Origin of the sequence: Algoriphagus sp. CAU 1675, assembly GCF_029222925.1 — a bacterium.
Classification (GTDB): domain Bacteria; phylum Bacteroidota; class Bacteroidia; order Cytophagales; family Cyclobacteriaceae; genus Algoriphagus.
Window position 1 is genome coordinate 369,215 of sequence record NZ_JARHUI010000002.1, and the last position, 26,065, is coordinate 395,279.

Genomic DNA, 26,065 nt, shown 5'->3' on the forward strand with positions numbered 1-26,065 from the left:
AGTTTAATTCTGTCAAAATATATTTTTCCAGAACAAATAGCTATCAAAAAAATGACAATTGGTGATTCTAGGTCACCAAGCGCATCTCCTAGGAAAGACTCTCAAAAATCAGGTGAGCAGCCGTATCTGAGGCAGAGCTTTCACCCAGTTTCTCAAGAACCAAATCATAGCCCTGTAACATTTCCCCTTTGTAAACAGGGTTAGTAAGTATTGTTCGGAGTTCCTTTTCCAAGTTGGAAATGGAGAAATCCTGCTGGATCAGCTCTTTTACCACCTGTTTTTCGGCAATCAGATTTACCAAAGAAATATAAGGCACCCGGATCAGTTTTTTTCCAATAGCATAGGATATCGCACTGGTTTGATAAACCACAATCTGGGGAACCCGGAATAGAGCAGTCTCGAGAGTTGCAGTTCCGGAAGTGACAACTGCGGCAGTAGCATGGGAAAGAAGGTCATAGGTTTGATTATAAACTACCTTCAACCCCGCATTGATGGCTGGTTGATAGAGTTTTTCATCCAAACTGTCCACTCCTGCAATTACAAATTGCGCATTGGGAAAAACAGAGACTAATTCCACCATCCTGCTCAGCATTTCCTGAAGCTCCTGCTTTCTGCTTCCTGGTAGCAGGGCTATGATAGGTGCATAGCTCAGTTCATTCTTCTGAAAGAAAAAATCATGAGGTTTAAATTTGCGGATTTCATCCAAAAGCGGATTTCCTACATACGCTACCTCCATGTCAAACTTTTTGAAAAAATCCGGTTCAAATGGCAATATCGAATAAATATGATCCGTATTGGCTTTGAGTTTAAGGGCTCTTTTTTGATTCCAGGCCCAAACCTTGGGAGGAATGTAATAATGAACAGGAATTCCTTTTTCCTTGGCAAAGGCGGCAATTTTCATGTTAAATCCCCCGTAATCAACCAAAATCAGGGCATCTGGCTTGAAAGCGGTCAGATCATTTTTGACCAAGTTGAGGTATTTGAGCACCTTGCGGAATCCCAAAACCACTTCTAAAAATCCCATCAAGGCTACCTCAGAATAATCAACAGCAAGATCCACTCCGGCCTCTTTGGAGTAGCTGCTCCCCATTCCTCTAAACTGCAAACTGGAATCAAGAGACTTTAAGGACAGCACCAGGTTTGATGCGTGTAAGTCACCAGATCGCTCTCCGGAGATAATGTATATTTTATTTTTTTTGACCACAGAGGACACGGAGAAAAAGGCTTTAGTTTCTCAGTCTAATAAGACCATCTACTAACCTCAAGACATTAAAATTTATCAGTAACCCAATTTTATACCCACTCAATTTTAAATAGGTAATCATCTGAGCCTTATGAATATCTTTAATTTTTTTTACACTCTTTAATTCCAAAACTATTTGATCTTCTATAACCAAATCCAATCGATAGCCACATTCTAGGTATAAGCCATCAAAATAAACCGGTAACGGTTTTTCCATTTCGACTTTTAAGCCTTCAGATTTTAATCTGTGAAACAAACAATTTTGATACGTACTTTCAAGAAGGCCTGGTCCTAATTTTCGATGAACATAAATTGCTTCACCGATTATTCTCTCAGTTACATCAAAATCTCCCATGCTTAAAACCAGAACCGTTTCAATAAAAATGATATCTAAAAAAAATTATTGAATGAAATAGTTTAAAAAACGAATAAATCTCTGTGCTCTCTGTGGTAAAAATCACTCCCCAAAATACTCCACAAAATTTCTTGGCGTCTCATAAAGGGTCAATTTGTACAAGCCTCCATTGGGGGTGATCTCCTTGATCGCTGGTTCGAGGATTTTCCAGAACTCCATGATCAGGATTTCGCAAGAGGCCATTTTTCCCTGCATAAAATCCACATCCACGTTCAGGTTTTTATGATCTACCTTATCAATCACTAACCTTCTGATGAGGGTACTCAGCTGTTTGAGGTCCACCACAAAACCCGTATCCGGATCCGGAAGCCCCTTGACGGTTACGATCAACTCGAAATTATGCCCATGCCAATTCACATTGGCACAAGGACCGAAAACCTCAAAATTCTTCTCATCAGACCACTTGGGGTTCCAAAGTTTGTGGGCTGCATTGAAATGTTCTTTTCTGCAAATGTGGATCATCACCTCTTGAAATTCGGCGCAATTTAGGCAAAAGTAAAGAGAATAGAAATCAGGACACTAAGCAAAAGAAAAGCCCGATCTTAAACCGGGCTCTAATGAGTTATTTTGAGGTTTCATTCAGCTTTTGAAAGAATATCACCAAGTGATCTTCCCGATCCAAACTCAACTTATTTTCCTTGATGATGGATTTGGCCAGTTCCTGATCGGACTCATGCAAAGCCTTCAGGATACTGTTGGTCCGCGCTTTTACAGAAGTCACCTCTTCATTTTCATCAATGAGGTAGATACTCTCCTCAAAGACAAACATTTTTCCAGCAGTAGGTGCATAGGAGTTTTTGGGAGGAGTGACAAGATCAGAATAGAATCTTCTTACTAAACTGTATTTTTTGCCCTCGGCCAATACATTGACCAAATCATTGGGATTAACACCTCTGATAAATTCAAATCCTTTTTTAAACAGCAATTTGGTCAGCAGCCCACTGGCACTACCTCCAGAAGTAGCGATGATTAGGGAAGGTCTTTCCAGCATCACGTACTCGAGGTAATTTTTATTCAGGATAATGGTGTTTCCGGCCTCATTGATGACTTCCAGTTCATTTTCATGGATATTGAACCGATAGGCTACATTCTCCTTTAGGCCGGCATTGGTAGTGCCAATATCGGCGCGTGACCAATCCTCAAAAAGGTAGGGAGAACCATCCACCCCGGAATATCCCGAAAGTCTCGCAGGTGCTCCATTCATATGCACATTGCTGATTTGAGCAAAAGAAGTTTGGGCAATTAAAATCCCAATTGCAATTAAAAATTTTCTCATTGTCTTATTAACTTTTTGTGTAAGGTTAAATTGTTGGTAAACATTTTCAGTATATAAATTCCTTTATTGGCCGGCAAACTCAATTCAACCTGCAATTCAGAGCCATTCTTTTGGAACTCCTGATTGAGGTAAACCCTTCCTGCCATATCAATCAACTGGAAATCGATTGGCCCCATATAATCGTTGGAAACAGTAATTGTCACTTGGTCTTCAGAGGGCACTGGTCCCACAAATATCCCAAACCTGTTCAAATCTGCCTCCTGATTTGGAATAGCTGAGATGACAACTGGGTCGGAGATTCTATTGCAAACATCTCCAACAATGGCTACCTGATACAAACCGTCTTCACTTGCTGCATAGGTTCTGCTAGTTGCCCCTTCTATTGGCGCTCCATTTAGATACCATTGGAAGGCTGTTCCTGGCTGTTGAGAAGTCAAATTTGTACCATTAGCAACGATCACAGGTTTTACAAGTTCATTTTCGCCGATTTCCACAGTTTGTTCATAAGTGGATGAACTTTGGCCATTGGACACCACCAATTTGACCGTATAAGTTCCTGTGGTGTTAAACACAAAAAACGGATTAGCCAAAGTCGAAGATCCCAAGCCAGCAAAATCCCAACTGTAAGATGAAATAGTACCATCGCTTAGATTTTCAAAGTTTACAGCAGCACCAACACAGGTAAAACTGGTTCGGAAATTGGCGAAGAGGATGTCCTCGCAATTTTGGGTCAGCCATCCATTACTATTTTCAATCTGAGCTGAAGTCCCCAAATTAACTATCGCCTGCCCTTGCAAATCCACATTGCTCACCGAAATATGATCAAGACAGGTTTTTCGGTGAATGTCATGGATAATCTTTCCTTTGGAGGAGGCTTGGATCAAGGATTCATTTAAAGTAGAACCAAATGAAAAAATGCTGTCCAAAACATTCAATTCCCCATTTGAGCCCAAATCAAGAGTTGCTGATGAACCAATCCCCAAAGAATTTAGACTAAGAGAAGTAATCCCCAAATGAGCTTTTCCATCTGCGATTTGAATATTCTGAATCTTTTCACTCAACAGCGTTAAATCACCAGATTTGATTTTTAGCCAAAGTATAGGTGTACCCGATTCATTCTTAAAGGTCCCTGTTCCTCCCTGGTAAGTAAGGTTAACTCCTTCCATCACGGAAGAATTGCTTTCAAAAGTTATATCCTGTGAAAAAATAAGGTTTTGGAAGGTGCCAGAAAGTGCCCCCCCAGTCTTAAGCTCAAGGCTTTTCAATTTCACCTCATTGTAATCAAAAGAAACAGATGCAGCTGCATTAATCCTCACAGAGGACAATTGACTCCCAGAGATCACTTTCCAGTTGCCTGAATTGAAAGCCAGTTGAACGTTATCAAACAAAGCATCTCCAAATTCCAGCACTTTTGAATTGGTACCGGCATTCTCAAAATTTAAGGTTCCATTTCTGACTTCTGTGATTTGGTTACTTATTCTCAATCCATCATTGATGGTGAAAAGGTTTCCTTTTAAATCCAATTCTACTAATTGGTCACCAAATAAATTTAGACTAAAGACATTTGCTTCAGAATTGACATTTATAATAAGGGAACCGCCCTGAGCACCTTCAAATACTACGCGTGTCTTTGGTCCCGGTGTTTTTCCCGCTGGAGCCCCACTAATTTGAGTAGACCAGTTGTTGGAGTCTTCCCAATTCCCACCTGAGGACCCAATCCAATAAAGGGTTTCATCTGCACCGTCCTCAGAACCTGCTGTCATTACCAATGAATACTGCTGAACGTCAAACTTCAAAGAACCTTTATGAGAGACTCTAACACGATATTTTTTGGGAGCGGGATTGGGAATATAAACCTGTTCTACATTATCACGGAAATTATCCCGGTCCCGAACAGCCCTAGCCCCAGCCAACTGTGTTGGATCCAAGCTCCAAGGAAAATACTCAGTTCCGTCTTCATCCACTATTCTCAAATCCAGATCATTCACCAACATCAAATCCCCGGGATTCAAACTTGTTCCAGGGGGAGTTCCTGCGGGATCAGTCCAAGCAATGGTTACTCTGATCGGTGTAATCCCATCTGATAAAAATTCAAATTCCTGAACTTCTCCATCTTCCAAAATTTCATCTTTGATGACATAGGAGTTACCATCTTCATTCAGAATGACTTCTGCTCCTGATTTTACATCCAACAATCCCCATCCAAACATATAATCTGGTCCCGGAGCCGGCCCTGCCTCTTTTGTGGTATGGATAGCCAATGCTTTCAGGGTAGATGAAAGCATAAAAATTCCAGAGTTTCTTTGAGAATATAATTGCTGTAACAAGAATAAAGAGCCAGTCACATTGGGAGCAGCCATAGAGGTGCCACTTTGACTTGCATAAGCATCTTCCCCGGAAGAATTGATGGAAGTACTATATACATTTACCCCCATTCCTACCAAGTCAGGCTTTATTCTTCCGTCATCGACTGGACCCCAAGAGGAAAAATTACTCATCAAAACATCTCCCGGACTTTTGTAATCCAAAACCATTTCGACGGCACCAACAGTCAAATTATTCTTTGCTACCCCTTCCGGACCAATAGTGTCTTCAGGTCCATCCGGGTCATGGGTATCATCTCCCCTGTCATCGCGGTCATTTCCTGCAGACCACACAGCTAAGTATTGGGGCTTTGTAAATAGGATTTCGTCTATAGCCTGGCTTTTTGTGGTATAAAACCCAAATCTCCAGTCTTTATTTTGGTCAATTGAGGGGTTCCCAAACCATTTCCAGCTTCCACTACTGAAAGACCAACCCAACACAATCCCATAAGAATGATTGGACAAGAGGAGCCCATTTGGTTTGGTTACAGGATCATACGCATTGGCAGCCATTTTGGAAACATCATTGTCCCAATTAAAAGACCAACCTGTAGCCTCATAGGCCATTCCTTTTGAAAGCGAATTTATACCTGTAGCGAGAACCGTTCCTGTCACGTGAGTTGCATGAGTACTTATTTCCTCGGATGACCCGTCGATTTGAGTGAGTCTCCCCTTAAACTCTACATGATCTGGCTTAGGTCTAGTCTGGTCAAATATCCCAACTGTAAGGCCTTTACCTGTCAAATTTAAATCCAGGTCTCCTCCGGGTTGCAATTGAATAGCTCCAGTGGTGATAGCTGCATTTTTATTATGTGGTCCATAAAAAACCGGATAGCCACTTTGATCTAGATATTGGATTTTGGAGTTAAATCCTCCATCAAGTGTAATCCCCATTTGGGAATTAAAAAACTGAAGATTTGGCAATGAGCTTCCTTGCTTAAAGCTCAGCTCCTCCAAATGTCTTTGTAAATCTGACTGGACAGCAATTCTTGCCTTTTCTAATTTGATAATTTTGGAATCCCCTGACTGGCCCAATACCACTTGGCTTGTCAGGAGCATAAACATAGAATAGAGCAGTATTCTCATAATTTGCCCATAATAATTACTTTCTCTCTAGAGGAAAAATGGATTTTATATTCTTTAACTAAAATAGAGTGAAAGCGGTTCAAATAAACCGAAAAGATCGGATTTGTTGGTTAATTCAGATTTTTAAGAATAAAAAAGGAGGGAAAATCCCTCCTTTTTTTAAGAATATAAATTGATATTACTGTCTTGTCATCACAATTTGTTCAACCTCATAATCAGGATTATAGGTTATATCCGCTATCTTCTCCCATGTGATTGTATCGGTATCAGGATCATATACTCCTGTACCTCTCCACTGAATACCATAAGCCGAACTTCCATACAAAGTTAGGATATTACAGTTATCGGTAAAGAAAGCCTCAACAACATATACTGCGGGGTCATAATAAACACCCATTGCATTTAGGTCGACAATTTTGTAATTCCCGGTACCAATTTCTTCGATTTCTGTAGTTTCGCCGTTAGCGAATTCCCAGGTTCCAGCCAAATCTGATGGACAGATAACTCGAATGGCAACCGTCATCTTCCCATAATTAGCAGAGACCTCAGCACCTGTAGCACTATCGATCTTTAATACCAAATTAGGGGATTCAGAAGGATCAATATTTCCCGTCAGGACAGTTACAGGAAATGACTTAACGAATTCACCAGCTTCCAATGTAACAGAGGTACCAGTGAATTGATAATGAACACCTTCGACAGCTGTTGATGAAGGATCAACAGAGATATTCATAGTGATAGGTGCGGAACCATTGGTTGACACACGATTCACTTGAATACTTACCTGGTCTATTTGAGTAGGACTATTTCTCACAAAACGAGCAGTAAGCCCATTTGGCAAATTCGCATCTTGGAACTCAACTTCATTTCCATTGAAGAAAACATCAGTCCCCGGATCATCAAAGCAGGAGGTCATTGCCAGAGAGGCAAAGGCTACTGCAAGTAAGATATATAACTTTTTCATAATCGTTTTTCTTTTTTTAGTTATAACCAGGGTTTTGCTCCAATTGATCATTCAACTGCAATTCAGCAGTAGGAAGTGGAGCCAACAAACGATAGTCAGAGTAAGGTACATTTTCAAAATTACCAGCCTTGGTAATATCCAGTCCATTTCTCTTCAAGTCAAACCATCTGTGACCTTCCAATGCAAATTCCTGTCTTCTTTCCAACATGATCTGATCAAACAAAGCTGCCCCTGAAAGTGCGGCATCCACATCATCCAACCCTCTTTTTGATCTTAAAGCATTAAGATCAGCTCTAGCACCTGCATCATCAGGACTTTGTTTTCTATTACGAGCTTCTGCTCTGATCAAAAACAGTTCAGCGGCGCGGATAATCGGAAGATTCTCTAGGAAGTCCCCCTTATGTCCTAGCCACTTATTGGAACGGTACACAGTACCGGAAGCACCAGAACGGGTAGTCTCTCCCCAAGCATCTTTTCTCACATCTCCTTCTTCATAAGATTCAATCAGTTCATCCGTTGCAGTTACAATAAACTGCGCACTGGCAAACACGTTTGCAGAAAGGGAACATACTGAGTTATTCACCCCATCCACAGTAGACCAGTCGTTGGATCTGATTTCAATTTCAAACAAAGACTCAGGATTTGGAGCAGTGGAGAATCCAGCAATGTAACTATCTGCATCGGCCAAACCAACACCGGCATCAGAGATACCGAAAGTCGCCATAGCCTGGGTAGCAGCAGCTTCTGCTTCGGCAAATTTAGAGTCATACAAAAAAACTCTTGCTAGCAATGCCTGAGCTGCACCCTTGGAGGCTCTGTATACTCCAGATGTTCCTTGAGAAGCGGTTGGCAACAAATTGATAGCAGTCTGCAAATCAGAAATGATCAGATCATAAACCTGACGGTTTGTTGCTCTAGCTCTGAAGTCCGCATTGGAAAAGCCCAAAGTAGGCTCAGTTCTCAAGATAACGGCTTTATCCCAGCCATTTACTTCTTTACCTGGCTCATATCCATAAACTCTAGCCAAATCAAAGTAAAAAAGCGCTCTCATAAAATGAGCTTCACCTTTTACTCTTGCTCTTTGGGTATCATTCCCCTCTACATCATCAATCTGAGCCAACACGATGTTGGCGGTGTTGATACCTGACCAAAACTGGGTAGTCCACAAATTCATGTGAGCTCTATCAGCGTTGGCTTCCTGGCCAATGTATCGACCAGTATTGGCGATAATTCTCAAGTTGTCAGCCATGATCTCAGGAGCGATCATCATTTGCTGTCCGTATTGGTTAAAAGCACGGGCAATGCCATAGGTTGTAAAGCCCAAAGCTTCAAAACCGTCCACATCAGCAAAAGCTACCTCCGGAGTTAAGCTTTGTCTTGGCTGAGTTTCCAAGTCTGTACAAGAAGCGGTAGCCAAAGCGCCGCCCAGTACCATTATTCTAAAGATATTTTTCATTTCTGTTTCTGATTAGAAGGTTAGGTTTAGACCTGCAGAGAACTGCTTACCGTTCGGATATCTACCGATAGATACGTTTTCTGCAATTCCTACAACTTCAGGATCTTGTCCGGAATACTTCGTGAATGTTGCAAGGTTCAATCCCTGGACGAAAGCTGTCAAACCTTTCATGCCAATTTTAGAAGCAGCAGCACTTGGAAGGGTAAAGTTCAAAGTTACTTGCTTCAATCTAACATATCCACCGTCACTCAAGAATCTGGTAGAGAAAGTATCAATGTTGGAAGTACCTGGAGCCTGTCCTCCTTCATAAGGACGACCTACAGTGGTGATGTCACCAGGCTGCTTCCAGTAATCCAATTGGCTTACCCAAAGGTTACCTGTACTAGCTCCCCAGTCACCCAAGTTGAAGATATCCTGGTTTCCTGCCAAGTTTCCGAATTGTCCTTGGAAGAACACTTCCAAAGAAACTGGTCCATAAGAGAAGGAGTTAGAGAAACCACCATAACTCTTAGGAAGACCGCTACCTATATATCTTTGAGTAGATTCACCCACGATGTAAGTTGGGTTTCCATTAGCATCCTCGTACATGGCTCTACCGTTCGCTGGGTTTACACCGATATATTGATGGGTATACCAGAATGAGATTGGCTTACCAACGATCAAGGAGTTACCAATTCGGTCAAGTCCATCGTAAAGCTCCAGCAATTCGTTTTCCAAGAAGGTAATGTTGAAGGCAGTGCTCCACTGGAACTTACCCGCTACAACGTTTACAGTCTGGATATCGAAATCAATACCTTGGTTTCTAACCTTACCGGTGTTTCTGGTAATAGATCCGAATCCGGAATCAATTGGAAGTGGAGTATTGAACAATAGGGACTTGGAGTCTTTTCTCCAGAAGTCAACTGTACCGATGATTCTACCATTGAACAAGGTCCAGTCCATACCGATGTTGGCAGTCTGAGATTCTTCCCAAGTCAAGAGGTCGTTACCCAATTGGGAAAGACCCAAGGAGCCGGAACCCAAATACTGACCAGTATTACCAACCAAAGTTCTGGAAGCAAAGTTGTCAATGTTAGAGTTACCAGTGATACCGAATGAAGCTCTCACTCTCAAGTTGTCAATCCAGGTCAAATCCTGCATGAAAGACTCGGAAGAAACTCTCCATCCAACTGAAGCTGCACCGAAGGTACCCCATCTGTTCTGCTCACCGAATCTAGAGTGACCGTCTCTTCTGATGGTAATGTCAGCTGTATATCTATCATCGTAGTCATACTTTGCCTGACCGAAGAAACCAGCTCTTTTATACTCCGTAAAGAATCCACCTACTGCAAAAGGAGTAGCCGCATTCTGAAGGTAAATCAAAGTTGGGTTTGCAAAACCTCTACCAGTGGCAGTGGTCTCTTCATTTTGGAATCCTTTGTATTCAAAACCAGCCAAAGCTGAAACAGTGTGCACATCGTTGAATTTCTTGTTGAAGTTCAAGTTGTGGTTTGTGTTATAGTTGTTGGTTCTTCTATCTGCAAAGAAAGACTGGCCTCCATAAGAGGAGAATACAGGAATAGTAGATGGACGGTTGTTCTCATCTCTGTTATCAGAGAAATCAACACCAAAATAAGAAGTCCAAGTCAAGAATGGAGCAATCTGATAGTTCATCTGAAGATTGGACACAGTCTGAACTGAAGTACCTCTTCTCAATTCCTCATAAACACCCTGAACGATGTTGTAACCAAAGTTATGGTTAGAAGGATAGTTTGCTTTGAAAGAACCATCTTCATTGTAAATCGGCACATTTGGTCTCATGGTGAAACCTGCAGAGAAAGGACCGTTTACGAAGTTACCGTTTGCGATGGTACCCAAAGTTCTTTGATAAGCCAAAGACAAGTTGGCAGCTACGGTCAATTTTTTGTTTGGTCTGTGAGTCAGATTCAATCGACCAGTACCTCTTTCATAACTTGACTGGATGATCTGACCTTCCTGCTTGGTATATGCACCAGAGATATAGAAACTAGTCTTTTCATCACCTCCGGATACAGACAAATCATAAATGCTCAATCTACCGTTTCTGTACAGCTCATCAACCCAATCATAAGACTGCAAATTTGGATCTTCTGGGTTTCCATAAGTATTTGCCGCATCAGCTGGATTTCGACCTGCATTGATGTATGCATCACGCTTGATAGTAGCAAGCTGAGTAGCATTCATCACTTCATACAGGTTCAAAGGCTGAACAATACCTTCCTGAACGGAAATCTTGGTCTGTGTAGCACCTTTCTTACCTTTTTTAGTAGTAATCAAAACTACACCATTGGCAGCCTGAGCACCATAGATAGAAGCAGCCGCAGCATCTTTCAATACCTCAATTGACTCGATATCATTCGGGTTGATGGAAGCCAAGGCATTTTGTGGGCCCTGAGAAGATAGAGAACCTCCACCCAACTGAACACCATCTACAATGTAAAGTGGTTCGTTACCAGCATTGATAGAGCCGACACCACGGATTCTAACATTCAAAGTACCTCCTGGAGCACCAGAAGTTGATGTTACCTGAACACCCGCGATACGACCCTGCATGGCACGGTCAAATGACTGCATTGGAAGGTTTTCGAAAACCTCACCTTTAACAGATGCAATCGCACCCGTGATTTCTCTTTTGGATTGATCACCATAAGAGGTAATCACAAACTCAGACAGGGCCTGAACATCCGGCTCCAAAGCTACATTGATTGTAGTTTGGTTACCAATGGTCACTTCCTGCGATCTTAAGCCAACAAAGCTGAAGACCAAAACATTGCTCCCGGCAGGTACACTAATTGAATATCTACCATCAAGATCTGTGGCAGTACCAACTGTAGTCCCCTTCACAAGAACAGTCGCTCCCGGTACACCTAAGTTATCCTCAGTGGAGGTAACCGTACCAGTAATCACGCGGCTTTGGGCAAATGCTACAGCACTTGCCAAAAACAGCATGAGTCCTAGAAGTAAAACTTTCCTCATATTTGGTTTTGTTATGGTTTAAATTAGACTCAATGATATCTCATATCTTTGAATATCCAAAGAGCATTACTACGAAAAACTATAATTGTTTTTTGAACGGTAAAGAGATATTTTTTTGACTTGGAGCATAAAACCTATATAAAATTTGGTAAATAAACGAAAACAGAATATTCAACAAAAAATAATTTTACAATACTGAACGTTAACAAAAGTTAATTTTTAATTAAAAAATTGTCTTTTTATTGAAAGAAATTGTCTTTTTCCTTAATTCAGTGCTTTATTCTAAAAGAAAGGTTTTTTTCAAAATATTATTTAAAACATACTCAATTAAGAGATAATAAAAATTGTTTTTTTATAAAACAATTGAAATAATATAGCCTTTTTTACAATTAACTAATTTTGTTAGACATTATTTATTCACATAAAACAATTTTTGTTATCACATTTAACCCTGCCTTATCCAATAATAAGCCCTACAGCACTAAACAGACTGTCTTTTCGAATGGGCAAAGCAAAAAACCAAAACCATCCTAAAGGTAAGCCAGAGGTCAAATCCTCATCAATTTGAAATCAGAGATTCATTTGCCGAGAAATTCGGTAAGGTAAAGAAATTGCAGTTTAAAGAACGCGAACAGTAATTCTTCTATTGAGCGCCTGGTTTTCCGGGCTAGTATTGGGAACCAATGGCTCCTGATCACCCTTGCCTTCTACCATCACCCGTGCAGGATGCATCCCGTTTTCCACCAGATATTGCTGTACACTTTGGGCACGCTGCAGGCTTAATGCTTTGTTGTAGGAAGCAGAGCCCACATTGTCGGTGTGGCCGCTAATCATAATGTTTACATTGGAATTCTCCTTCAAAAATTTGATCAATCGCTTGAGTGAACTGATTGATTCAGGTTTCAACTCGTATTTATTAAAATCAAAAAACACGTTTTCAAAAACGAACTCCTCCCCTGAGGAAACCGGCGTCAGCGAAACTTCAAGATCCTTTACATCCTGAATTTTATCCCGCTCCACATTGTAAATTTTAGGTAAAAAACCTTTCTTTTCCACATACAGCCCTGAAATCGACCTTTCTGGATACAACATCATAAACTCTCCGGTCTTTCCGTCTGCCCTGAACTGATAGAGGGTGCTATCATTGGTCAGTGAAACCAAGGACAAGGTAGCGTCTATTGGTTCTCCAGTTTTGGAATTAAAAACCTTCCCGCCGGTTACTGTCAAATTTTCGCCAAGGTAGATTTCCTCTGGAAACCTAAACCTGTACAATAGGGATCGATCATCGTCCTTCTCCCCTGAACTCAACTCTGTAAAATAGGCATAATCTTTCTGAGCGGTGATAAACAAGGCTACCTGATCTAAATGATCATTGATTGGAAGCCCTAGATTTTCTGGCTCATTAAACTCCCCCTTCTCTACCCTGGACAGAAAAATATCCATTCCACCAAAACCTTGATGACCATCGGAGGCAAAGAAAAGGATCTCATTGTTGAAAAACATAAAAGGTGAAATCTCATCTTTTGATGTATTGACTACATTCCCGAGATTTTTGGCATCAGACCAGCTGCCGTCCGCCATACGAACAGAATACCAAATATCATTTCCTCCAAACCCTCCGCTTCGATTAGAAGAGAAAAAAAGAACCCTTCCATCCGCTGATAAAGAAGGCTGAGAATCCCAAAATCTGGAATTCACCTTCTTCCCCATATTGTTCGGGCGCTGCCAGGTTCCATTCTCTTTGTAAGCAATGTATAAATCACAGCTTCCCTCGGAATCGGGAGCATCACAAGAAGTGAAAATCAGAATATTCCCATCTGCGGTTACGGAACAGGTCCCTTCATTGTATTGAGAATTGATCGTTTGAGCGATGCTTTTTGGATCTGTCCAATTTCCTGTAGAATCCAGAAAAGCTGTAAAAATATCCTCCTTATCAAAATTCCCTGTTCCGTCTCTTTTTGTAAACAATATCTGCTTACCATCCGCAGTTAGGACTGGAAAATATTGAAGGCGAAATTGATTCAAAGGATTCTCTAATCGCTCTTTATCAATGGTAGAAGCCTTATCCAGCTGTTCCCCTAAAAACTCAATCCTAGACTTAATGTCTTTGTAGTACAAATGAGTCCGGAAGGAATTATCCAGAATAGGATCCGTCTTTTGAAACTCATCATAAGCTTTTTGAAACTCCCCACTAAGCAGGTATATATTAGTCAATACCCATCCAAAATCGGCCTCGTGCTTTTTGGTTGCGTTTTTATTCGTCTTTATTCGGCTCTGTCCGGCAAGGGCGATTTTTTCGGCCTCCTCCAAATTTCCCTGGGTAATTAGTATTTGGGAGATTTTCACATAGGCTTCCAAGAAGGAGGCTTCCCGGTTGATCGCATCCCGGAATTTTTCCATGGCTCCCTCGTACTGCTTCTCCATGATCAACTGCTCCCCTTCATTATAAAATCGGATAGCCCTTCCGTCATTAACGGAAAATTGCTGACCAGACGCGTGGAAAGTGATTAAAAGAAATACTACAACAGCAAATACAGGGCGCATAAACCTATGGGATGTCCATAAATTTATGAGTTTGGAGCGAAATTTTCCAAATAGGATGATTTTTCACGTATTCGATGATCTCAGGAGTGAATTTTTCAGCCTTGCTCCACTCCGGCTGAAGCCTAAGTTCACATTGAGGCCCAACCAATCGGGCATGTGCTTCAGCAAATGCAAAATCACTGGCATTGTAAACCACCACTTTCAGCTCATCGGCTTTTTCATAGATTGATGGGTGTGGCTTTTTAAATTTCTTAGGGGAAAAACAAACCCAATCAAACTCTCCTGAGAATGGATGGGCCCCTGAAGTCTCTATATTGATAGTAAAACCTTTTTCCTTCAGGAGATTGGTCAAAGGCCCCAGATTGTACATCAAAGGTTCCCCTCCTGTGATCACAACCAAACGGCCGGGATAGGCTAAGGCTTCATCAACAATTTTTTGAATAGAAAATACCGGCCATTTCCCAGCTTCCCAGCTCTCTTTGACATCACACCATACACACCCCACATCACATCCTCCCAGCCTGATAAAATAGGCCGGATATCCGGTAAATCGTCCTTCTCCTTGTATTGTGTAAAAAGCTTCCATCACGGGAAGCTGTAGCCCTTCAGCCACCAATTCTTCTTGAGTCATTTGAATTTTTGGTAAAGCGGGTGATCGAACCGCTAGTGAATTTGCCTGCAAAGGTAGGGCTTAGGATTGTAAAATTGAAAAATTCACAAGCTGATAGATTTAAGCGAACAATTTTACAATTCCTTTTGCATCACTATCCGGTAATCCTCCACCCCTCCCTTGGGAATCACTTCCATAATTTTGAACCCTCTTTTCAACCCGAAAGCAATCATCGCTGGAAAGCGGTTTCGAGTTTTTAAAAAAATCGATTTGAACCCTTTCTCCTTCGCCCAAGTTTCCTGACACTCCGCCAAGGCATCTGCAACTCCAAACTTTCTAAACTCAGGTCTCACTCCCCCCATCCAGGAATAAAAAACATTCGGGTTGTCACTTTGATAGCCCACCTTGAACCCTAAAAGTTCTCCTTTGCTTTCAGCTACCAAAGCCAGAAAAAGTCTATGCTTCAACCGGTCGGCATAAAAATCAAGAGAAGCTTTTCCTGGGAACTCAGGGATTTGCTGATGCATCCATAAGAGTTCGTCAAGAGAAGCTTCTCGAATGTTAAATTTCATTGGATTGGAAAATTTAAAAATTGAAAGATTGCAATATTATTTCACAATCTTCCAATTTCAAATCTTTTAGTCCTTCTTCACAGTTGGGTAGGTCACTCCCAATTGCTCCAAATAAGAACCGTATTTGGTTTCGTCGTAATAGAATTTCTCCAATTCAGGACGGAACTGCTTCATGATCTCTGAATTGAGATAGATCGGAGGAGCATCGTCTTTGGTAATCATTGGCTTATACTGCTCTTCCTTGGTTTGCACATTATTGAAATAATCCCAGGCTTGACCTACCAGTTCGGGCTTCAACAAAAAGTCCAAAATGGTCATAGCCTCTGCTTTGGCACCGGCTGTTACTCCTTTATGAGCAATAGGTGTTGCCATAGCAATCGCATTACTCCAATGGTGCCCCGGCAGTCCAGGGATATTGGAAGGGAATCTCAAGGTAACGGTTGGCAAAACCCATGAAACATCACCAATATCATCGGAACCTCCAGAACGGGGCTCGGTTACCGGAAGCCCCAACTCATCCAGTTCAGTTGGAAGCCCTGTTTCTTTAGACCCCATTTCCTTTTGAACTGCTTTTGCCAATTCCTGATCCTTTTCGTCCCACTGAGGAAGACCAACTTTTTGGATATTAGCAAACATAGTCTCCGCAATCACCTTATTAAAATGTCTTGGCCAGGCTGTTCCCAAAACTTTATAATCCATAGTAGTCTCAGTCATCATAGCTGCACCTTTAGCAATATTGGTAGCCTGCTCATACATTTCCATGATCCCATCATATTTCACATCTCTGAAATAATACCAAATGGAAGCCTTGGAAGGAACTACGTTAGGCTGATCTCCCCCATCGGTAATCACGGAATGGGATCTTTTCAAGGGATGCAAATGCTCTCGCTTGTAATTCCAACCGATGTTCATCAACTCTACAGCATCTGCTGCACTTTTTCCTCTCCAAGGTGCTCCCGCGGCATGGGCAGCATCACCTGAAAAGGTATATTCAACAGAAATCAAGCCCGTACCAGAGGCCTGACCATAACTGACACCGAGGTTATTTCCAACGTGTGTAAAAATACAAAGGTCTATTCCCTCAAAGAGCCCATCTCTTGTAAACCAAGCTTTGGAAGCCACCAACTCCTCGGCGATTCCAGGCCATAAGATCAAGGTCCCTCCAATATTTTCTCTTTCCATGATTTGTTTCACTGCCAAAGCGGCTGTGATATTCAAAGGGATTCCGGCATTGTGTCCTTCTCCGTGTCCGGGAGCTCCTTCCACAATAGGTTTATGGTAGGCCACACCAGGATATTGAGATGCTTTGGGAATATTGTCCACATCCGATCCCAAAGCGATTACCGGTCCTTCTCCATTGCTCCAGCGAGCAACCCAAGCGGTGGGAATTCCAGAGATCCCCATTTCAATTGTAAAGCCATTTTGCTCGAGGATTCCTGTCAGGTATTTAGAAGATTCAAATTCCTGGAAACCCAGCTCTGCAAAGCTGAAAATCTTGTCCACCATCACCTGACTTTGTTTGTGATTTTCCTGGACAATTTGGGCTACTTCCGCCTTCAAGGCATCAATCTGTTTTTGGGATATTTTCTTTTGGCTGTAACCATTGAAACTTAGCCCAGACAACAGAACCGCTACAAGTAAAATTTGTTTTTTCATAAGGGTCGATGGTTTGGTTATATGAAATTAACAAAAAGCCGAATCCTTCTTTAAGAAAAATGACCAACGGAAAAATCTCCTACTCGGAAGGATTTGAATTTTGCTTACCAAACCCCGCTAAATTTTCTATTTTTGCAGTCGTTTAGCAAAAACATCAAGAAATTTTCAAATATGGCGGAGTACAATTTCAGGGACATCGAAAAAAAATGGCAGGGCTACTGGAAAGAAAAAGGAACCTTCAAAGCTAAAGTAGACCTCAATCGCCCCAAATTTTATTCCCTGGATATGTTCCCTTATCCTTCAGGAGCAGGCCTTCACGTAGGCCATCCCCTGGGATACATCGCCTCGGATATTGTTTCCAGATTCAAGATGCTCAAAGGGTTCAATGTATTGCACCCCATGGGTTACGATTCATTTGGACTCCCTGCGGAACAATACGCTATCCAAACCGGACAGCATCCGGCTATCACCACAGAGCAAAATATTACAAGATATACTGAGCAGCTAAAAAACATCGGGTTCGCCTTTGATTGGGACCGGGAAGTCAGAACCTCCGACCCCTCCTATTACAAGTGGACTCAGTGGATATTTATGCAGCTTTTCAATTCCTATTATGATTTGAAGGCTGACAAAGCACTTTCCATAGACTCTTTGATCTCGACTTTTGAAAAAGATGGAAATAAAGATGTAAATGCCGTTTGTGATGAAGAAACTCCCGACTTCACGGCAGCGGAATGGCTTGTTTTTTCAGAAAAGGAGAAGCAGGAAATGCTGCTCAAATATCGTCTGACCTTTTTGGCGGAAACCACTGTAAACTGGTGTCCTGCTTTAGGTACAGTTCTTTCGAATGATGAAGTAAAGGATGGGTTCTCCGAAAGAGGAGGACATCCTGTGGAAAGAAAAAAAATGATGCAATGGTCCATGCGGATCACTGCTTATGCGGACCGCCTACTTCAGGGACTTGAGAAAGTAGACTGGGCTGAGCCGATCAAAGAAATGCAACGTAATTGGATTGGAAAATCCATCGGTGCAGAAGTACTTTTTGATGTCAAAGGTTCGGATAAAAAAATCAAAGTATTCACCACTCGGGTAGATACCATATATGGAGTAACCTATTTGGCATTGGCACCTGAGTCGGATTTGGCTGCAGAACTGATCACAGAGGATCAGAGAGAAACTGCCGAAGCCTATATCAATGTTGCCAAAAACCGCTCCGAACGCGAAAGGATGAGTGATGTCAAAACCATCTCAGGCGCATTCACTGGCTCATACGCTATCAACCCTTTCAATGGTGAGGAAATCCAAATCTGGGTAGCCGATTATGTTTTGGCTGGATACGGAACTGGAGCCGTGATGGCAGTACCGGCTCATGATGAGCGGGACTATAATTTTGCAAAGCATTTTGGACTGGAAATCAGACAGGTGATTGAAGGCTCCATGGAAAACGGTTCCTTCCCCGGAAAAGGCGGATTGATCATTAATTCAGGTTTCATTTCAGGGCTATACATGAAGGAAGCCATGGAAAAAGCCATTGAGTTTTTGGAAGAAAAAGGAATCGGCAAAGGCAAAATCCAATACAGAATGAGGGATGCCATCTTCACCCGCCAGCGTTATTGGGGAGAGCCACTTCCTGTTTACTTCAAGGATGGATTGCCATACTTGATTGATGAAAAAGATTTGCCTTTGGTTTTGCCTGAGGTTGATAAATATCTTCCAACAGAAGACGGAGAGCCACCACTTGGGCGGGCCAAAGACTGGACCTATAAAACCGCGGATGGAGAATATCCATTGGAACTCTCTACCATGCCGGGTTGGGCCGGATCCAGCTGGTATTTCTTCCGATACATGGACCCCAAAAACAAAGAGGTATTTGCTGATAAATCAAAAACCGATTATTGGGGCGCTGTGGACTTGTACATAGGTGGATCAGAACATGCCACGGGACACTTGTTGTATTCCAGATTCTGGACCAAATTCCTGTATGATTTGGGTGTGGTGAGCATTGACGAACCCTTCCAGAAAATGATCAACCAAGGAATGATCCAGGGAAGGTCGAATTTTGTATATAGACAAAAAGGTACCAACACCTTTGTTTCTTATGGCTTAAAAGACCAATACGACACGGCAGCAATGCACGTGGATGTAAATATTGTCCACAATGACCAGCTGAACCTGGATAAATTCAAAGCTTGGAGACCGGATTTGGCAGATGCCGAGTTCATCTTGGAAGACGGAAAATACATTTGCGGAGCTGAAGTCGAAAAAATGTCCAAGTCCAAATACAATGTGGTCAACCCGGATGATATCATCGAAAAATACGGTGCGGATACGTTGAGATTGTACGAGATGTTTTTGGGTCCACTGGAGCAATTCAAACCTTGGAACACCAACGGAATTGATGGGGTGTTCAAGTTTTTGAGAAAGCTTTGGAACCTCTACCATAATGCCAAAGGAGAATTTGAAGTATCCGATGCAGCTCCTAGCAAAGAAGAACTGAAAGCCCTGCACAAAACCATCAAAAAGATGGAAGAAGATATGGCTAATTTCTCCTTCAACACTTCCGTATCCAGCTTCATGATCTGTGTCAACGAACTGACAGCCTTGAAAAGCAATAAGCGCGCAATACTGGAACCTTTGGCAGTCTTGGTCTCTCCATATGCTCCCCATATCGCTGAAGAGCTTTGGGCCTTGCTAGGGCATACCGAATCTATCACCAAAGCAGGATTTCCTGAATTCAAGGAGGAATATTTGATAGAAAGCAACTTCGAGTACCCTGTAATGATCAATGGAAAAATGAGGGCGAAGTTGAATCTCCCATTGTCCCTTGCGGTACCGGAAATTGAAAAAGCTGCCATGGGAGATGAAACTGTACAGAAATGGATGGAAGGAAAATCTCCCAAGAAGGTGATCATCGTCCCGGGAAAAATCATCAACCTGGTAGTCTGAAACAGATTTGAAAAAAGGGGGAATATCATTTTCCCCTTTTCTTTTTCTGGCTTACTTTCAGTCAAATTAATAAGAGCCCTATGATCATTTACACTTTTCCAGTTCGGACTGCCTTTATCGACCGGGACTTGGAAATGATCAGCCCTTCGGAAAAAATCAAAGCTTTAGAGTTTACTCAAAGCCCGATCCAACTACCCTTCTTCCTTATAATTCAGTTTTTTCAATTACTCTGGTTTCTTCCCCGAACCAGCCAGTATCTCTGCTTTTTTGGGGGGTATCACAGCGTACTCCCTGTATGGTTCGGAAAACTTACCGGAAAAAAATGTACCATTCAGGCCGGAGGAACAGATTGTATCAACATGCCGGAAATAGGTTATGGGAATTTTCGCAAAAAATGGCTCCGAAAAGCCACCGTGTATTCCTTTAAAAACTGCAGCCTGATCCTACCAGTGGCTGAAGCCCTGGTTAGACAGGATTACCATTTTGACCCTCAATTATCATCCAAACAGGGCTTATTGAACTTAATCCCTGATTTAAGCACACCAATTCAGGTGCTTCACAATGGGTTCGATAGTGGATTTTGGAAAAACTTCGGGAGGAATAGGCGGAATTTCAGTTTTATATCGGTAGCGACCGGAACATCGAAGTCCTCAAGAGCCAGGATAAAAGGAAATGATTTGATTGAGGAATTGGCAAAAAATCATCCCTCCTGGAGTTTCACTTTGGTTGGGGACTCCGACTATCAAACCAAAAATCTGAACGTACTGGTGATTGGAAAGCAAAAACCGGAGCAACTGCTTGAACTCTATAACCAACACCAGTTTTACCTTCAGTTGTCAACTTCCGAAGGGTTTCCCAACTCCTTGGGAGAGGCCATGGCATGTGGATGCATTCCTATTGGATCTTCAGTAGGAGCCATACCGGAAATCATCGCTGACACAGGATTGATTCTTGAGACCAAGAATTTGGATCAGCTGGAATTCCTTATTTCTACCCTAAATACTCTAAACCTGGATACACTTTCGCAAAAAGCATCTCAAAGAATAGAAAAGGATTTTAGCTATGAGAAGCGAAAACAAGGCCTTTTGGCAGCACTTGACCTTCCCTATTGAAGCAATTTGATCTGGTGACGGTTTACAGTCAACATTCCCTTTAATTCCAACTTCTTTAATAGTCGGGTGATCACTTCCCTGCTGGTATTCAACTCTTGAGCGATTTGCTGATGGGTTTTGTGAACAATTGATGAATGACTGACTTCTGCACTCTTTTCTAGATATTCCAGTAGCCTCTCATCCATTCGGTGAAAAGCAATACTATCGACCACTTTAAGTAATTCATCAAATCTATGCTGATAGGTATCCATCACAAAATAAAACCAGGAAGGATATTTTGCCATCCACTCCTCAAATTTCGTGACGGGGACAATAATCAGAGAGGTATCCTCTTCTGCAATCGCCTTAATCTTGGAATACCCTTCTTTTGCTGAGCAAATCAAGGTAACAGCACAAGCCTCTCCAGGTCCCAGGTAATACATGAACAATTCATGGTCATGATCATCTTCACTTTCACGGAAGACTTTTACCAAACCTGATACGATCAGGGGAATTTTTTCCACTTTTTGGCCAATCTCCATCATGAGCGTATCAGCCGTGATGTCCACAATCTCCCCACTTTCTACAATTTCCGCCGCCAATTCTCCTTGGAAATCGGGGAATTGATAATTCAGCAGGTTTCTTATTTCTGTTTTGGAATCAATCATAATCTAGAGCAATTTGGAAAATCCACCTGCATCACTTTCCACAGCTAGGCAGATATTCCATTTCTTTTTATAGGATCCAAATTAACTGCTCAAATACTCTTTTTTGGGTGATGAAAATCACTGCTTATCAAGGTTTTTTGGCCGAAATTTCTCTAAGACTTAAAAACCAAATATCATGAAACGCTTATTCACATTAGCATTCGTGTTGCTTTCATTTGCCTCCTGTAATGAAGACAATGACAAGGACCCGGTTATCGTACCACAGATCAGCAACACAGTAAAAGAGACTCTTCTCTTTACTAGAGAAGAGGAGAAAATGGCCCACGATGTATATGTTTATGCTTACTCCAAGTATGATATTCTGGCATTTCAAAACATTGCAAACAGTGAGTCCCAGCACGTAGCGGCCGTATTGACCAATATGGACAGGTTAAATCTGGAAGACCCATTAGATGGTAGCACCCTTGAAGGTGAGTTTACAATTCCGGCCATACAAACCTTGTATGCAGAATTGATTGAACGAGTAGATCAATCTCATCAAGAAGCCCTTCTGGTAGGCCTTTACATTGAAGACCTGGACATCAAAGATCTTCAGGATGCCATAAAGGAAACCAGTGATGAGACATTGAAATCTATGTATGAAAATCTAATGTGCGGTTCCAAAAACCACATGAGATCATTTGAAGGACTTGCATCCTTCCTAGATCTCACCTACACCCCAGAATTTATAACTCAGGCGGAGTATGACCTGATCATCAGCACACCTGTGACAACTTGCAGTAGTAATTAAAAAAGTTAACCAATGAATTTAACCCCCATTCTTATTGCATTCCTGGCATTTGGCCCAATCACGGAAAACGGCAACCCCAAAAGCCCTGAGGCAAAGCAAGAGTTCAAACAGCCCGAAAATCAGGATTTAGATGGTTTGGTATTGCTTAAGAAGTATTGCTACGTATGCCACAACCCCAATTCTGCATCCCATGATGAAATGTTGGCCCCACCACTGTTTGGGATCAAAAATCATTACCTAAAAGCTTTCCCGGAAAAAGGAGCTTTCATTGATGCAATGAGCGATTTTATCAAAAATCCAACCGAAGAAAAAGCGCTCTTAAAAGGACCAGTTAATCGATTTGGCCTAATGCCAAGGCCTGCTGTCAGCGATGAGGAAATAGAGGTAATCGTAACATACATAAAGGATAATCAGCTTGAAAAGCCAAAGTGGTTTGACAAGCATCATCAGGGAGTAAATGAAAACTAAAAATCAGTAATCCCTTATTTAGATGTGATAGTGATCACAATCTGTTTAGGAACTTGACTGTAAATTTGAATCATAGGTTTAAAAAAACGATAAATAATATAAATGATGGAAAATCAAGTTTTAACCATGCCTAGAATCGGAGATATGGCTCCAGATTTCGAAGCAATGACGACCACAGGAAAAATTAAATTTTCTGACTACATCAAGGACAGCTGGACTATCCTATTTTCACACCCTGCTGACTTCACGCCTGTATGTACCACTGAGATGAGCGGTTTTGCTCTGGATCAGAAATTCTTTGATGACCATGGCACCAAGCTTATTGGTCTGAGCATTGACTCTATTCATGCGCATATTGCCTGGGTAAACAATGTCAAGAAAAACACAGGGGTCCTATTTGAATTCCCAATCATCGCTGACATTGACATGAGCGTTTCCAAACTCTATGGAATGCTTCAGCCTGGTGAAAGTGAAACAGCGGCAGTTCGGGCAGTATTCTTTATCGATCCAGCTGGAAAAATCAGGCTAATCATGTACTATCCTCTGAATGTGGGAAGAAACATGGAGGAGATCAAAAGAGCTTTGATAGCATTGCAAACAGCTGATCAATATAAAGTTGCTATGCCTCTAAACTGGAAACCGGGTGAAAAGGTAATTGTTCCCCCACCAAAAACAGTGGAAGAGATGAAAGAAAGAGAAGCCAGTGATTACGAAATGGTAGACTTCTATCTGGCTAAAAAAGACCTAGCATAAGTTTGACTTTTTTTTGGATTAAAGGGTTAATTAGTGGAAAGCCTTCCCGAAATTTTTGGGAAGGTTTTTTTATTAACCTCTATAAAAACCAAATTTATATGAAGCAAATTTCATAAAATTATTAAAACCAATTTTCAGACTTTTTACATGAAACTCATGAAAGAAGGATGATTTTTAAACCATCTTTTTGAAACTGAACAAACTAGACTCCAAAAAGGGGTAAAAAAAGAGAGCTTGTACAAAAACAAGCTCTCAATAACGGGTCTATTGTCAATGGATTAAAACCATATAAACTTTGGAAAACTAGCGTGATTAACAACTTTTCATTTACCAAAATTTATTAAACTTAATAAAAGTCAAATAATATCCCAAAATTCAATAAAATATTTTTGATTTTTTTTCAGATCCCCTACCTCTGTTTTGAAAGGCTTTGGGGATTAAATCATATTCCCACATAAAAGCTGGAAGGAAATGTCTGATAGTAAAAAATCCTGCCACTAGACATACCTCCTGAATCTGAAAGTCTTCAATCAACAAGTAAGGTTTTTCAGTTTTCAATCTTTCCTTCAATACATAATTCAGAAGAGGTCTCTCTAAGGAGGTAATAGTCACTCTGGAGAAACGGCCTGGGACCGAACTGATGTTCCACATCAAAGCGGAGGTTATTGCGACAGCTCCTCTCCCACGTGCTTTGAAAAAGGGGATTTTAAAACAGGAACTCAGGACATATCCTTGGGAAAAATCCAGACTGTGATTATTTCATGAGCGCCGATCAAATTGAATAGTGGAAATACCCCAACTAAGGCTCCACGTAACTACAGCAGTTGTTCAATTGAAACCCCAATGGGATTGCGATTTTTGATCCGGTCAAGATTATTTAGTACGGATAAACTAAATAACCTGAAAACCATTAAGACCAGAAAAAAATATTAACAGAAAGCTGATAGGCACAATTCCTCTTCCATTTCATTTTTCCTTATCTTAATCAGACAAATTCCAGTCTGATGAAAAAGCATCTCATTGCCATCCTGATTCTTTTTATACTCTATGCGATTGGCATCTCAACCATTCCTCCCTACATAGAGTCTGAAAGAAATCCCGTAAAAATCGCCCCTCCTTACACTGTTTCCCCTGAAGCGCAAGCGCTTTACGGGCGTTTGGATTTTATTTCTGACTTGCATTGTGATGCCTTGCTTTGGGGAAGGGATTTGAATGAAAGGGGAAGCAGAGGGCATGTGGATTTTCCAAGAATGCGTGAGGCTAATGTGGCTATGGAAATGTTTACCATTGTATCGAAGTCTCCTGCTGGGCAGAATATGCAAAGCAATTCCGAAGACACCTTCGACAATATCACCCCATTGACCATTGCCAAAGGAGAAGGACCATGGAATTGGTTTAGCCTGATCAACAGAACCCTTTCCCAATCGGGTGATTTGGAAGAATTTGTAGAAAATGAAAAAGGAAAAGCCATTTTTGTCAAAACTAAAGCTGACCTTGAAAAACTGATTGAACTTAGAAAATCTGACCCTTCAGTCATCGGAACAATGCTTGGAATTGAGGGCGCACATGCCTTGGAGGGCGACCTAATTAATCTGGATCTAGTCCACCAAGCCGGTGTAAGAATGATTGGTCCAACTCATTTTTTTGACAATGAATTGGGTGGGTCCGCACACGGGGAGTCCATGGAAGGCCTTACCGAATTTGGAAAAGCGGCTATCCGAAGAATGGATGAACTGGGGATATTTGTAGATTTGGCCCATGCCTCTCCAGCTATTGTCGATGATGTACTGAAAATCAGCACACGCCCCGTGATAGTTTCGCATACTGGCGTAAAGGCCGTTCTTGATTCCCAGCGAAATCTCAGTGACGAGCAAATCCAAAAAATAGCGGAAAAAGGGGGAATCATTGGGGTCGCATTTTTTGACATGGCTGTAGGCGAACCCGAACTTCCTAATATTATTGCCAGTATTCGGCATATCCGTGACTTAGTAGGGGTTGACTATGTGGCACTGGGATCCGATTATGACGGATCCGTTGCTGTTCCTTTTGATATTACCGGCTTACCCCTGATTGTAGAAGGCTTAATGAATGAAGGCTTCAGCGAAGAGGAAATCAGAGCAGTAATGGGGGAAAATGTAAAACGATTTTTTCTTGAAAACTTAAAGTAAAC

Annotated in this window: 19 protein-coding genes and 1 pseudogene; 7 read left to right on the forward strand and 13 right to left on the reverse strand. The window is 41.6% G+C overall.

Going from position 1 to position 26,065, the window contains the following annotated elements; translation table 11 throughout:
* Positions 1-88 precede the first annotated feature (88 nt).
* The 12 genes from lpxB to P2G54_RS05620 form a co-directional block, all read right to left on the reverse strand.
* Complete coding sequence (gene lpxB, locus P2G54_RS05565; RefSeq protein WP_275869658.1) at positions 89-1,204, reverse strand: lipid-A-disaccharide synthase; 1,116 nt, start codon at positions 1,202-1,204, stop codon at positions 89-91.
* A gap of 22 nt (positions 1,205-1,226) precedes the next feature.
* A complete protein-coding gene (locus P2G54_RS05570) occupies positions 1,227-1,598 on the reverse strand; it encodes a GxxExxY protein (RefSeq protein WP_275869040.1) in 372 nt (123 codons plus the stop codon).
* Positions 1,599-1,700: 102 nt separating this feature from the next.
* Positions 1,701-2,120: a 6-carboxytetrahydropterin synthase gene (locus tag P2G54_RS05575; RefSeq protein ID WP_275869043.1), complete on the reverse strand. Its 420-nt coding sequence runs from the start codon at positions 2,118-2,120 to the stop codon at positions 1,701-1,703.
* A 100-nt stretch (positions 2,121-2,220) separates the two neighbouring features.
* Positions 2,221-2,934, reverse strand: coding sequence for a hypothetical protein (locus P2G54_RS05580; RefSeq protein ID WP_275869045.1), 714 nt, complete (start codon positions 2,932-2,934; stop codon positions 2,221-2,223).
* Positions 2,931-6,383 carry a S8 family serine peptidase gene (locus P2G54_RS05585; protein WP_275869047.1) on the reverse strand — a complete coding sequence of 1,151 codons (3,453 nt, stop codon included), beginning with the start codon at positions 6,381-6,383 and terminating at the stop codon, positions 2,931-2,933. The genes P2G54_RS05580 and P2G54_RS05585 overlap by 4 nt, the downstream gene beginning before the upstream one ends.
* Positions 6,384-6,561: 178 nt before the next feature.
* Entirely contained in the window at positions 6,562-7,398 is an 837-nt protein-coding gene (locus P2G54_RS05590; RefSeq protein ID WP_275869049.1) for a hypothetical protein, read from the reverse strand.
* Positions 7,364-8,803 carry a RagB/SusD family nutrient uptake outer membrane protein gene (locus P2G54_RS05595; RefSeq protein ID WP_275869051.1) on the reverse strand — a complete coding sequence of 480 codons (1,440 nt, stop codon included), beginning with the start codon at positions 8,801-8,803 and terminating at the stop codon, positions 7,364-7,366. Before P2G54_RS05595 ends, P2G54_RS05590 begins: the two co-directional genes overlap by 35 nt.
* A 12-nt stretch (positions 8,804-8,815) precedes the next feature.
* A complete protein-coding gene (locus P2G54_RS05600) occupies positions 8,816-11,797 on the reverse strand; it encodes a TonB-dependent receptor (protein WP_275869053.1) in 2,982 nt (993 codons plus the stop codon).
* Positions 11,798-12,415: 618 nt separating this feature from the next.
* Positions 12,416-14,341: an OmpA family protein gene (locus tag P2G54_RS05605; protein ID WP_275869054.1), complete on the reverse strand. Its 1,926-nt coding sequence runs from the start codon at positions 14,339-14,341 to the stop codon at positions 12,416-12,418.
* 4 nt (positions 14,342-14,345) lie between these two features.
* Positions 14,346-14,972, reverse strand: coding sequence for a 7-carboxy-7-deazaguanine synthase QueE (locus P2G54_RS05610; RefSeq protein ID WP_275869056.1), 627 nt, complete (start codon positions 14,970-14,972; stop codon positions 14,346-14,348).
* Positions 14,973-15,085: 113 nt separating this feature from the next.
* Positions 15,086-15,523, reverse strand: coding sequence for a GNAT family N-acetyltransferase (locus tag P2G54_RS05615; RefSeq protein ID WP_275869058.1), 438 nt, complete (start codon positions 15,521-15,523; stop codon positions 15,086-15,088).
* A 66-nt stretch (positions 15,524-15,589) separates the two neighbouring features.
* On the reverse strand, positions 15,590-17,179 hold the full coding sequence (locus P2G54_RS05620) for an amidohydrolase (protein ID WP_275869060.1): 1,590 nt from the start codon (positions 17,177-17,179) through the stop codon (positions 15,590-15,592).
* Between the two features lie 171 nt (positions 17,180-17,350).
* Here P2G54_RS05620 and leuS point away from each other — a divergent pair, with 171 nt between their 5' ends.
* Positions 17,351-20,125, forward strand: a complete 2,775-nt coding sequence (gene leuS / locus P2G54_RS05625; protein ID WP_275869062.1) for a leucine--tRNA ligase — start codon at positions 17,351-17,353, stop codon at positions 20,123-20,125.
* 80 nt (positions 20,126-20,205) lie between these two features.
* The gene (locus P2G54_RS05630) at positions 20,206-21,237 is read left to right on the forward strand and encodes a glycosyltransferase family 4 protein (RefSeq protein WP_275869064.1); all 1,032 of its coding nucleotides are present in this window, start codon (positions 20,206-20,208) and stop codon (positions 21,235-21,237) included.
* Here P2G54_RS05630 and P2G54_RS05635 read toward each other — a convergent pair.
* Positions 21,231-21,884 (reverse strand): Crp/Fnr family transcriptional regulator, encoded by a 654-nt coding sequence (locus P2G54_RS05635; RefSeq protein ID WP_275869066.1) that lies wholly within the window; start codon positions 21,882-21,884, stop codon positions 21,231-21,233. The two genes, P2G54_RS05630 and P2G54_RS05635, sit on opposite strands and share 7 nt — an antisense overlap.
* A 175-nt stretch (positions 21,885-22,059) precedes the next feature.
* On the opposite strand from P2G54_RS05635, the gene P2G54_RS05640 reads away from it, so the two are divergent.
* From P2G54_RS05640 to P2G54_RS05660, 5 genes and pseudogenes are all read left to right on the forward strand, one after another.
* Positions 22,060-22,674, forward strand: a complete 615-nt coding sequence (locus tag P2G54_RS05640; protein ID WP_275869068.1) for a DUF2202 domain-containing protein — start codon at positions 22,060-22,062, stop codon at positions 22,672-22,674.
* Between the two features lie 12 nt (positions 22,675-22,686).
* The gene (locus P2G54_RS05645; protein ID WP_275869070.1) at positions 22,687-23,142 is read left to right on the forward strand and encodes a cytochrome c; all 456 of its coding nucleotides are present in this window, start codon (positions 22,687-22,689) and stop codon (positions 23,140-23,142) included.
* A 102-nt stretch (positions 23,143-23,244) separates the two neighbouring features.
* Positions 23,245-23,895, forward strand: coding sequence for a peroxiredoxin (locus P2G54_RS05650; protein WP_345795461.1), 651 nt, complete (start codon positions 23,245-23,247; stop codon positions 23,893-23,895).
* A 698-nt stretch (positions 23,896-24,593) separates the two neighbouring features.
* Positions 24,594-24,660: pseudogene (locus P2G54_RS05655) on the forward strand (hypothetical protein); the annotation flags it as partial.
* A gap of 239 nt (positions 24,661-24,899) precedes the next feature.
* Positions 24,900-26,063, forward strand: a complete 1,164-nt coding sequence (locus P2G54_RS05660) for a dipeptidase (protein ID WP_275869074.1) — start codon at positions 24,900-24,902, stop codon at positions 26,061-26,063.
* Positions 26,064-26,065 lie beyond the last annotated feature (2 nt).